Source organism: Acinetobacter guerrae, assembly GCF_009372255.1.
Taxonomy (GTDB): domain Bacteria; phylum Pseudomonadota; class Gammaproteobacteria; order Pseudomonadales; family Moraxellaceae; genus Acinetobacter; species Acinetobacter guerrae.
This window is the reverse complement of record NZ_LXGN01000001.1, coordinates 89,820-101,030: the sequence shown is the minus strand read 5'-3', so window position 1 is coordinate 101,030 and position 11,211 is coordinate 89,820. Positions and strand designations below refer to the sequence as shown.

The 11,211-nt window shown below is 40.2% G+C and carries 8 protein-coding genes; all 8 read left to right on the top strand.

Annotated features, from left to right (window positions below):
- The first annotated feature begins 219 nt into the window (after window positions 1-219).
- The 8 genes from A7A69_RS00445 to A7A69_RS00410 all read left to right on the top strand — a co-directional run bounded on the left by A7A69_RS00445 (window position 220) and on the right by A7A69_RS00410 (window position 11,191).
- Window positions 220-1,566, top strand: a complete 1,347-nt coding sequence (locus tag A7A69_RS00445) for an MFS transporter (protein ID WP_120369144.1) — start codon at window positions 220-222, stop codon at window positions 1,564-1,566.
- A 31-nt stretch (window positions 1,567-1,597) separates the two neighbouring features.
- Window positions 1,598-4,144 carry a nitrite reductase large subunit NirB gene (gene nirB / locus A7A69_RS00440; protein ID WP_152875941.1) on the top strand — a complete coding sequence of 849 codons (2,547 nt, stop codon included), beginning with the start codon at window positions 1,598-1,600 and terminating at the stop codon, window positions 4,142-4,144.
- A gap of 11 nt (window positions 4,145-4,155) precedes the next feature.
- Entirely contained in the window at window positions 4,156-5,790 is a 1,635-nt protein-coding gene (gene nirD, locus A7A69_RS00435) for a nitrite reductase small subunit NirD (RefSeq protein WP_152875940.1), read from the top strand.
- Window positions 5,791-5,974: 184 nt separating this feature from the next.
- Complete coding sequence (locus tag A7A69_RS00430; protein WP_152875939.1) at window positions 5,975-8,755, top strand: nitrate reductase; 2,781 nt, start codon at window positions 5,975-5,977, stop codon at window positions 8,753-8,755.
- The gene (locus tag A7A69_RS00425; RefSeq protein WP_151980662.1) at window positions 8,752-9,360 is read left to right on the top strand and encodes an NTP transferase domain-containing protein; all 609 of its coding nucleotides are present in this window, start codon (window positions 8,752-8,754) and stop codon (window positions 9,358-9,360) included. Before A7A69_RS00430 ends, A7A69_RS00425 begins: the two co-directional genes overlap by 4 nt.
- Window positions 9,361-9,403: 43 nt before the next feature.
- Complete coding sequence (gene moaA / locus A7A69_RS00420; RefSeq protein WP_152875938.1) at window positions 9,404-10,429, top strand: GTP 3',8-cyclase MoaA; 1,026 nt, start codon at window positions 9,404-9,406, stop codon at window positions 10,427-10,429.
- A gap of 2 nt (window positions 10,430-10,431) precedes the next feature.
- Complete coding sequence (locus A7A69_RS00415) at window positions 10,432-10,683, top strand: MoaD/ThiS family protein (RefSeq protein WP_120369138.1); 252 nt, start codon at window positions 10,432-10,434, stop codon at window positions 10,681-10,683.
- 1 nt (window position 10,684) lies between these two features.
- Complete coding sequence (locus A7A69_RS00410) at window positions 10,685-11,191, top strand: molybdenum cofactor biosynthesis protein MoaE (protein ID WP_151980660.1); 507 nt, start codon at window positions 10,685-10,687, stop codon at window positions 11,189-11,191.
- The last annotated feature ends 20 nt before the right edge of the window (window positions 11,192-11,211 follow it).

Here is an 11,211-nt window from a genome sequence, read left to right as displayed (position 1 = left end):
AAAAATATTTAGTCGCTTAAATTTATTTTTATATTTCAAACTATTAGAGTTATTTGAATTTTAAGGTTTAAAGTTGGCATAACCCTTGCTTAATTTTATGTGAGTCAATGAAGACTCAAATTGAAAATTTGTAAGACGGCCAACGATGTCCGTTCTGATCGATTGCCAATACAGCCTTGTGCTGTAAAGCCCATATTACGTTCAGTTCAGGAGAAGGCCATGTCTTCAAATTTAGATTTAAATGCTAAGAAAGCTACAAAAATCAATTTATTTAATTTTACTGTTCCAGCGATGCGAGCCTTCCATATGAGTTGGCTCGCTTTTTTTGTCTGTTTTTTTGCTTGGTTTGCCTGTGCGCCGTTAATGCCAGTCATCGCAGGTGAGTTTCATCTGACTAAAGATCAGATTGCCAATATCAATATTGCTGCCGTTGCAATTACGATTTTAGTCAGATTAATTGTAGGTCCACTATGTGATAAATACGGCCCACGCAAAACTTATACTGCTTTATTACTCATTGGCAGTATTCCTGTATTTGGTGTGGCCTCGGCAAATAGCTATGAATCGTTTCTATTTTTCCGATTATTGATTGGCGCGATTGGCGCGAGCTTTGTGATCACTCAGTATCACACCAGCATTATGTTTGCGCCGAATGTGGTTGGAACCGCCAATGCTGCTTCTGCTGGATGGGGAAATGCAGGTGGTGGAGCGACTCAGGCTCTTATGCCGCTATTGTTATCTGCACTGGTGATGTTTGGTGTTGAACAAGCTATGGGCTGGCGTATTGCGTTACTCGTGCCAGGGATCATGATGGTGATCGTAGGTATTCTTTACTGGAAACTAACTCAAGACACACCTCAAGGAAATTATAAAGATTTACGTGCGCAGGGTATTCAGGTTGGAAGTGATAAAAAAGGTGGTATTGCGATTTTGATGCATGCCGCTCGTAACTATCGAGTCTGGATTCTATTTGGTGCGTATGCAGCCTGTTTTGGTATTGAAATTTTTATTCACAACATTATTGCGATGTACTACGTCAACAACTTTAATTTTGGCCTAAAGGAAGCAGGTTTGGCTGCTGGAATTTTTGGTCTACTTGCTTTATTTGCGCGTGCTTTGGGTGGAATTGTATCTGACAAAGTCGCGATGAAAAAAGGTTTAGATGGTCGTACTAAAGTTTTATTTGTGATGATTTTAGGTGAAGGTTTATTTCTGATTTTATTTTCTCAAATGAATAGCGCAATGCTGGCGATTATGGCAATGACAGTATTTGCTTTGTTTACTCATATGGCATGTGGTGCAACGTATGCTTTGGTGCCATTTATTGATCGTGATGCTTTAGGTGGTGTTGCTGGCATTATTGGTGCGGGCGGCAATGTTGGAGCAGTCGCAGCAGGGTTCTTACTAAAAGGGATGTTGGATATTCAAACCTGTTTAATGGTTTTGGGTGGTTTAGTGGTGGTTGCAGCGGGTTTTGTCATGCTGATTCGTTTCTCGGCAGAACATAAGGTTAAAGAACAGCGCTTATTTGAACAGGCAGTTCTTGAACGTAACAACCTTGCTTAATAACCAACATGAATATCTGAGGAGATAACCCATGAAACTGATTATGATTGGTCACGGTATGGTCGGCCACAAATTTATCGAAGCAATTTTAGAAAAAGCAGACGATGAATTAGAAATAACCATTCTTGCTGAAGAACCCCGTATTGCCTACGATCGTGTGCATTTGACTGAATATTTTTCAGGAAAATCAGCGAAAGACTTATCACTTGCGCGATTTGACTTTGCCGATGCACATGGCATCGATTTACGGCTCAATACTAAAGCTGTTGCCATTGATGCTGCTGAACAAACGGTCACCACTCATTTTGGCGATATTCTTCATTACGATAAATTGGTGTTGGCGACAGGTTCATATGCCTTTGTACCGCCCATTTCTGGCAATGATCGTGAGAACTGTTTTGTTTATCGCACCATTGAAGATTTAGATGCCATTCGTGCAGCGAGCTTAAATGCCAAATCAGGTGTGGTGATTGGTGGTGGTTTATTAGGTTTGGAAGCTGCGAAGGCTTTACGCGACTTAAATCTTGAAACACATGTGGTGGAATTTGCACCACGATTAATGGCAGTTCAGATTGATGATTTGGGCGGTAAAGTTTTACGCCGTAAAATTGAAAATTTGGGTGTAAAAGTCCACACTCAAAAAGCTACACAGTGTATTGAGTCAGGTGAAAACTCAACTCACATCATGAAGTTTGCAGATGGTTCTGAGCTTGAAACCGATATTGTTTTATTCTCAGCAGGCATTCGTCCACGTGATGAATTAGCACGACTAAGTGGTTTGGCGCTTGGCGAACGCGGCGGGATTAAAATCAACGATTATTGTCAAACCTCAGATGACAACATTTATGCGATTGGTGAATGCGCACTTTGGGATAACAAAATCTATGGTTTAGTCGCGCCTGGCTATGATATGGCACGAATTGCAGCAAAACATATCCTTACGGAAGAAACCCATTGCTTTGCGGGTGCGGATATGAGTACCAAGCTAAAGTTGATGGGAGTAGACGTAGCATCAGTTGGAGATGCACATGGCGTGACTCCCAATTCAGTGAGCTATTTTTATGCTGATGAAGATGCACTGGTCTATAAAAAAATCGTAGTTGATGCAGACAAAACCAAATTGCTTGGGGCAGTCTTAGTTGGTGATGCCAAAGAATATAATGATCTTCTGCAAATGATGTTGAATGGGATTGCACTGCCAAACATTCCTGAAAGTTTGATCATGCCTGGGTTTTCAGACCCAGGTGCAAAATCAGGCGGGAGTGGAGTTGATTTACTCCCTGATAGTGCCACCATTTGCTCATGTAACAATGTTTCTAAAGCAGATATTTGTCAGGCAATTTCTGCTGGCTCAACCTCTTTGGGAGCTTTGAAAAAATGCACCAAAGCTGCAACTGCTTGTGGGGGATGCACACCACTGGTTACACAAGTCCTCAAGTCTGAGTTACAACGTCAAGGTGTAACGGTTAATAATCATCTTTGTGAACATTTTCCATACTCACGTCAAGAGTTGTATCACTTGGTTAGGGTCAATGAAATCAAAACTTTTGATGATCTGATTCAGCAACACGGCCACGGTTTAGGTTGTGATATTTGTAAACCAACAGCAGCAAATATTTTAGCCTCATGCTGGAATGACTTTGTATTACAACCAAAGCATGCAGGTCTACAAGACAGTAACGACTACTACTTGGGAAATATTCAAAAAGATGGTTCTTATTCTGTCGTACCACGTATGGCAGGCGGTGAAGTCACACCAGATGGTTTAATCGCGGTAGGTCAAATTGCCAAAAAGTATAATTTGTATACCAAAATTACAGGTGGACAACGTGTCGATCTATTTGGCGCACAAATTCATCAACTTCCATTTATTTGGGAAGAACTCAATGCAGCAGGTTTTGAATCTGGACATGCTTACGGTAAATCATTGCGTACCGTAAAGTCATGTGTTGGTAGTACGTGGTGTCGTTATGGAGTGGATGATTCGGTGGGTTTGGCGATTGAACTTGAAAATCGTTATAAAGGCTTACGCTCTCCACATAAATTAAAAATGGCAGTATCGGGTTGTACCCGCGAATGTGCTGAAGCACAAAGCAAGGATGTGGGAGTGATTGCGACCGAAAAAGGCTGGAACCTTTATGTGTGCGGTAACGGCGGCATGAAGCCACGACATGCAGAATTATTAGCTTCTGATCTTGATACTCAAACCCTCGTTCGTTATATCGATCGTTTCTTTATGTTCTATATCCAAACGGCAGATCGTTTACAACGCACCAGTGTATGGCGCGACAATATGGAAGGTGGCTTAGATTATCTGAAATCTGTCATCGTTCATGATTCATTAGGATTGGCCGAAGAACTTGAACGCCGTATGAGCCATGTCGTTGGTACCTATCAAGATGAATGGCGTACAGCAGTTGAAGACCCTGAAATCCGTAAACGCTTCCAAACTTATATTAATGCCAGTGCAGATCAACAAGCCGATCCACATATTCAATTTACCCAAGTCCGCAATCAGATTCGCCCTTTGAATGAGATTGAGCGTTCAGAAGATCGTATCCCAATGGTTGAAGCATAAGGAGAATAACAATGACCAGTTTAAAAGAAATAAATATGCTTCCTGAACAAGTATGGATCGATGTCTGTGATTTAGACGATATTACGCCCAATACAGGTGTAGGTGCGCTGATTGAAGGTCAATCGGTTGCACTATTTCGAGTCGGTTATGAAAAGCGTATTTATGCATTGAGTAATAAAGATCCATTTAGTCAAGCCAATGTGATGTGTCGTGGCATTATTGGCGATCTACAAGGCGAACGTGTCATTGCTTCGCCTATTTATAAACAACACTTTAGTTTGGCGACTGGACGTTGTTTGGAAGATAAAGACCAAAAATTATTGGTTTTTCCAACTAAAATTGAAAATGGTCGAGTTTGGGTCGGCACTGTTCCGCAAAAAACCTACATTACCAATAATGGCACTTCACAAGAAAAATTAAAGTTGGTGTTAATTGGTAATGGTCTGGCAGGCATGCGTTGTCTTGAAGATTTACTTGATATGGCACCAGATCGTTATGAAGTGACGGTGATTGGCGAAGAACCGTGGGGCAATTACAACCGTATTATGTTATCGCCAGTGCTTTCGGGTGAAAAAACGATTGACGACATCATGTTACATCCGCATTCATGGTATAGCGACAAAGGAATTAAATTTATTGCACAAGATCCTGCTGTAAAAATTGATCGTACTCGAAAAGTAGTACATACCCAAAAAGGAGAACGTATCGATTATGACCGTTTAATTATCGCCACAGGTTCAAAACCTTTTATTCCGCCTGTACAGGGTTCAGATTTAAATGGCGTGATTAGCTTTCGTGATATTTATGATGTAAATACCATGATCAAATATTGCGAAACCAAGAAAAATGCAGTGGTCATCGGTGGTGGATTGTTGGGATTAGAAGCCGCTTATGGTCTCAAACAACGGGGCATGAATGTGACAGTTCTTCATTTGACCGATCGCATTATGGATCGTCAGTTAGATACAAGAGCCAGCGCAATGTTACGACATAGTATCGAGCAAAAGGGGATCAAGATTATTACTGAAGCACATACCGAAGCCTTGATTGGAAAAGATATGCATGTGACTCAGGTTCGTTTAAAAGACGGAACTGTGCTTGAAGCTGATCTGGTGATTTTTGCAGTGGGTATTCGTCCAAATATTGCTTTGGCACAAAGTGCGGGATTGCGTTGTAATCGCGGTATTTTGGTCAATGACACCATGCAAACCTTTGATCCAAGTATCTATGCAGTAGGTGAATGTATTGAGCATCGCAACCAAACTTTTGGTTTAGTTGAACCACTTTGGGGGCAAGCGTTCATCTGTGCAACACATTTGGCCGAACATGGCAGCTTAACTTTTAAATCACCAACCGTTCCGACTCAGTTAAAAGTCAGTGGTGTAGATGTGTTTTCGGCAGGGCGAATTGATGTAGAAAATAGCGAGCCGAAAGAAGATTATGAAGACATTGTATTAAACGATGAGAAACGTCAGATTTATAAACGCATTATTATTCAAAAAGACAAAGTCATTGGTGCAGTTTTGTTTGGTGATACCGAAGACGGGATGTGGTATGCCGAATTGATTGCAGATCAGACACCTATTTCGACCTTTAGAAATAAATTGCTATTTGGTAAGGATTTTGCAATGAAAAAGGCAGGGTGATGCATTTCCCCCTAACCTTCTTTTTATGAAAGCGGGGAAATGCCACGAATTTAAGCAATGATGATAGTTCGTGGCTTCCTTCTCAAAATGAAAGAGGGACTGTTTTTCAATTATATTTAAGATATGAATTCGCGGTACTACTCCTTTGATAAAGGGAGGCTGGGTGGGATTCAAAGGAGCGGTCATGAACAGTATTCAACATTTGGAACACAGTCGCTCCGATCAAGCAGGAAGCATCATGACAAAAACTACCTGTCCCTATTGTGGTGTTGGCTGTGGGGTCGATATCAGTGTCAAACATAAGGCCCATGGAACATCAGTACAAGTGACGGGTGATGCCGATCATCCTTCAAATTTTGGAAGATTATGCATTAAAGGAAGTAATTTAGCAGATACACTCGGATTGGAAAGCCGTGTGTTACAGCCTATGTTTGGACGCAAAAACCAGCGTAAAGTCACAACATGGGATCAAGCCATTGCAAAAATTGCAGATCAGTTCCAAGCCTGTATCGATGAATATGGACGTGAAAGTATCGCTTTTTATGTTTCAGGTCAGTTGTTGACTGAAGATTATTATGTGGTGAATAAATTCGTTAAAGGCTATTTAGGCACCGCTAATATTGATACGAATTCGCGCTTGTGCATGTCATCAGCAGTTGCCGCACATAAACGCGCTTTTGGTGAAGATATTGTGCCTGCTAGTTATGAAGATTTTGAACATACCGACATGGTGGTTCTAGTTGGTTCAAATACAGCATGGTGTCATCCAGTTTTATATCAACGCATTATGCAAGCCAAGACCAAAAATCCTGATTTATTTGTGGTGGTGGTAGATCCACGTTTTACCAGTACTTGTGAGCAGGCGGATTTACATTTGCCAATTTTACCCGGTCAGGATGTGGCTTTATTTAATGGTTTATTGCAGTATCTTTACCAAAATAATTTTGTAGATCATCACTTTGTTGAAAATAATACAGAGGGACTAGAAGCCATTCTGCAAGCAAGTGAAACAGAAAAAGATTTTGATGCTTTGCTAAAACGCACAGGTATTTCAGCAGAAAAAATACAATTATTTTTTGAGAAGTTCGCCAGCACGCAGAAAGTGATGACGTTATTTTCAATGGGGGTAAATCAATCTTCACAAGGGGTCAATAAAGCCAATAGTATTATCAATTGTCATTTATTGACTGGAAAAATTGGCAAGTTAGGCGCCGCACCGTTTTCAATGACAGGACAACCCAATGCCATGGGCGGGCGTGAAGTGGGTGGACTGGCCAATATGTTGGCAGCGCACCTGGACTTGGATAATTCTTCACATCAAAGCTTAGTGCAAAGCTTTTGGAATAGCCCTCGCATTGCCAAACAAGCAGGTTTAAAAGCGGTTGATTTATTTCAGGCAATAGAAAGTGGGAAAATTAAAGCTGTTTGGATTATGGCAACCAATCCTGTAGTAAGTTTGCCCGATGCCGATCAAGTTAAACGTGCTCTGGATAAATGTGAATTTGTAGTGATTTCTGATATTTGTGCAGATACCGACACTACGGCTTATGCAGATGTACTGTTGCCTGCACTGGGTTGGGGAGAAAAGGATGGTACAGTCACCAATTCTGAACGCCGTATTTCAAGACAACGTGCATTTTTAGATCCGCCAAAACAAGCCAAAGCAGACTGGTGGGCAGTGTGTGAAGTTGCAAAAAAACTCGGATTTAGTGGTTTTGATTTTCATCATACCTGTGACATTTTTAATGAACATGCGGCGTTATCTGCTTATCAAAATGCAAGTTTTGAGCAACGTGATCAAGTTGAAAATTTTCGTTATTTCAACTTAAAAGGCTTAATGAACTTAAGTCTAGATGAATACAATCAATTACAGCCGATACAATGGCCAGTGTGGGAAAAAGCTCAAAATTTTTCTGTTGAAAGATTATTTGAGCATGGGAATTTTAGCCATAAAAATAAAAAAGCCAAACTGATTGCAACAGTTGCAATTGATCCTGTTCATGCCATCTCTGAAGATTATCCATTGATCTTGAACACAGGGCGTATTCGTGATCAATGGCATACTATGACACGGACAGGTTTATCCGCAAATTTAACCACGCATCGAGCGGAACCATTTTGTGAAATCCATCCAAATGATGCCTTAAAGTTTGGTATTCGAGATAAAGCTTTAGTTGAGCTTCGTTCAAAATGGGGCAGTTGTGTATTACGTGTAACGCTTGCTCAAAGTGTACGCCGTGGACAAATCTTTGCCCCGATTCACTGGACTGAGCAAGTCGCATCAGATGCGCGGATTGGTAAACTGGTCAATCCAGTGGTAGATGCGATTTCTGGTGAACCTGAATTTAAACATACGCCAGTTTCTATGCAACCCTTCCATACTGCTTGGCAAGGAGTTCTATATGTACGCGAAGGTTTTGAACATCACATCAAAACATCACTGCAAAATTGTGCATGGTGGACCAAGATCAAAACTGCAAAAGCAATGCGTTATGAAATAGCAGATCGTCAAAATTTTAACCAAATTCAAAAAAATTTAAAAACTTTCTTACCTTTTGTGGATGAAACTTATGAATGGTTAAGCCTTGAAGATATTTCATCACAACTGAGTCATAATGTGATTTTGCAAGATGGTATTTTAATTGCAAGTTTATATATTGCACCCGCAGATTTATTGCCAGATCGAGATTGGGTTGCGGGACTATTTAAACGTGAACGATTAAGTGCCTTGCATCGTAAAGCCTTATTGGCAGGTATGCCAATGTCTGCTGTAAATAACGATGGGCCACTGGTTTGTAGTTGTTTTAAAGTTGGTAAAAATAAGATTATTGAGGCCATTAAAACACAAAATATGACTCATGAAAAACAAGTAACGGCTTGTCTAAAAGCGGGTGGAAATTGCGGTTCATGTTTACCTGAAATTCGGGGTCTTATTAAGGCTTGTCAGCAGGAGGCTGAAGCATGAAAAAATATCCTCATACAGATTTGGTCATTTTAGCGGGTGGTCAGGCAAGACGCATGAATGGCGTAAATAAGCTATTACAAACCTTCGATGATCAGATGCAGCTTTTAAAGATTTACAATACGTTCAAAGATCAGGTTGGAAAGATCTGGATTAATAGTCACAGAGATATGGGGCTTTATCAGCAGATTATTCCTGATATTCAGTGTTATGCAGATGATCAAGCTGGTTTTTTAGGTCCTCTAATGGGAATGAAAAGCGCATGGGCACATGTTCAGGCAGATTACGTCTTATTTATTCCTTGTGATGTTACTTATATTCCGAGCAAGGTGATGCATAACTTACATGATGCTTTGCTTCAGGATCCAAATGCAATGATGTCTTATGTGAATATAAATGGGGATGCACTTTACCCATTTTGCTTAATGAAGCGAGCCAGTTGCACATTTTTGCAACAACATTTGCAGCAAAAGCAACTAAGCTTAAATAAATGCAGAAAAGATTTGCATGCACAGGTTGCTTATTTCCGTAAACATCGATTATTTTTTCATAGTATTAATTCATTGGATGAACTTCAGCAGTACAAACAATGGAGTTATCTTGCATAACCAGATGAAAAATATGTATGCAGCATGAAAAGAGTATAAATGCATGAATGGAGTCGTTTCGATATCCCCATCGATTTTTCAGGATCAATATGGGCGAAATAAACGGAAACTTAGAATTTCCGTAACGGATCGTTGCAATTTCAAATGCATGTATTGTATGCCTGAACATCCTGAATGGATGAAAAAACAAGATTTACTCAGTTTTGAAGCACTTTATCAGTTTTGCGATTTTATGGTGCAAAATGGAATTGAAAAAATCCGCATTACGGGTGGCGAACCACTTATGCGTTTGGGTGTTGTTCATTTTATAAGAAATTTGCAACAATTAAGGCATAAAGGTTTAAAGCGCATTTCAATCACAACCAATGCCCATTATTTGACTAAATATGCCCATGATTTAAAACAAGCAGGTCTGGATGATCTAAATATTAGCTTAGATAGTCTTGATCCTGATCAATTTCAATTTTTGACCAAGAAAAAATTAAAACCAGTTTTAGAGGGAATTGCTGCCGTACAATCGGTTGGTTTGCCATTTAAAATTAATGCGGTCTTGATGAAAGGCAAAAATGAAGACCAGATTTTACCAATGGTAAATTGGGCGAAACAGCAAAAAATCCCACTTCGATTTATTGAATTTATGCCGCTAGATGGTGATCAACATTGGACGAAAGCAGATGTGGTGACAGAGCAAGAGATTTTAAAAGTTCTGTCTCGCCAGTTCCATATCCAAGAATTAAAACAAGAACATGAGCCTGCCAGATTGTATCGTTTAAATGATGAATATGATGTCGGGATTATCTCGACCATTAGCCATTCATTTTGTGGTGAATGTGATCGGATTCGTCTAACCGCACAGGGCGAACTTTATAACTGTTTATTTGCAACTCAGGGACTTATGCTTAAACCTTTACTAGATCAACTGATCACAGAAAAAGATGAAGTCATTCATCAGATTCTACAGCAAGCTTTATATCAGAAAACCTCAACTTATATCTGGCATAAAGCAGAAGGTTTTCATCGTATTCATCAGCACTCCCGAAAAATTAGTATGCATATGTTAGGAGGATAAACATGTCCGCTATTCAGATCAAAATAGAAGCCTACGGTGCAATAGAACGGCAGCTTCCTTCTCCATTGGTGTTGGATTATCCGACTGAAATTTTAGTGGGCGATGTGCTAGATCAAATGATTGAACAATTTCCTCAAGCAGAAAAAGCATTAGATCGTTGCGCCTGTGCGATTGGTGAAGATATTGTGCCACGTCAAGCGACCTTAAAACAGAATTGTACTTTAGTGCTTCTGTCACCTGTGGCAGGAGGCTGATATGAAAGAGTTTCAGCGGGTACAGGCACAAGATTTAAGTCTGGATAGTTTTGATTCTATTAGTGAATTCCCTGAATGTGGCGGCATTGGTATTTTTCAGGGAACTGTGCGTAATCATCATGAAGGACGTGCGGTAAAAGCTTTAAAATATACGTCTTATACGCCTGTGGCTGAAAAAATGATTCGCCAGATTGAACAGGACATTACCCAAAAATACGGTGTGTCTTATGTGAGAGTCATTCACCGAATTGGGTTTTTGGACATCGGCGGTATGGCGATTATTGCTGTGGCCTATGCAGCACATCGCCGTGAAGCCTTTCAGGCATGTGAAGAAGCAGTAGAGCGCGTCAAACATGAAGTTCCAATTTGGAAAGAAGAATTTTATATGGATGGAACTAGCCAATTTGTAGAGGGATGTTGTATTCGTAAAGATCATGATTCTACCGAACACCATCATGATCAACATTCGGAACATCATAGCCATAGTCATCATCACCATTCACATTAATAGCACTCACTTTATTTACG

Coding starts and splice junctions, on each gene's coding strand:
- A7A69_RS00410 (WP_151980660.1), top strand. CDS start 10,685: ATGAAAGAGTTTCAGCGGGTACAGGCACAAGATTTAAGTCTGGATAGT.
- nirD (WP_152875940.1), top strand. CDS start 4,156: ATGACCAGTTTAAAAGAAATAAATATGCTTCCTGAACAAGTATGGATC.
- A7A69_RS00430 (WP_152875939.1), top strand. CDS start 5,975: ATGAACAGTATTCAACATTTGGAACACAGTCGCTCCGATCAAGCAGGA.
- A7A69_RS00415 (WP_120369138.1), top strand. CDS start 10,432: ATGTCCGCTATTCAGATCAAAATAGAAGCCTACGGTGCAATAGAACGG.
- moaA (WP_152875938.1), top strand. CDS start 9,404: ATGAATGGAGTCGTTTCGATATCCCCATCGATTTTTCAGGATCAATAT.
- A7A69_RS00425 (WP_151980662.1), top strand. CDS start 8,752: ATGAAAAAATATCCTCATACAGATTTGGTCATTTTAGCGGGTGGTCAG.
- A7A69_RS00445 (WP_120369144.1), top strand. CDS start 220: ATGTCTTCAAATTTAGATTTAAATGCTAAGAAAGCTACAAAAATCAAT.
- nirB (WP_152875941.1), top strand. CDS start 1,598: ATGAAACTGATTATGATTGGTCACGGTATGGTCGGCCACAAATTTATC.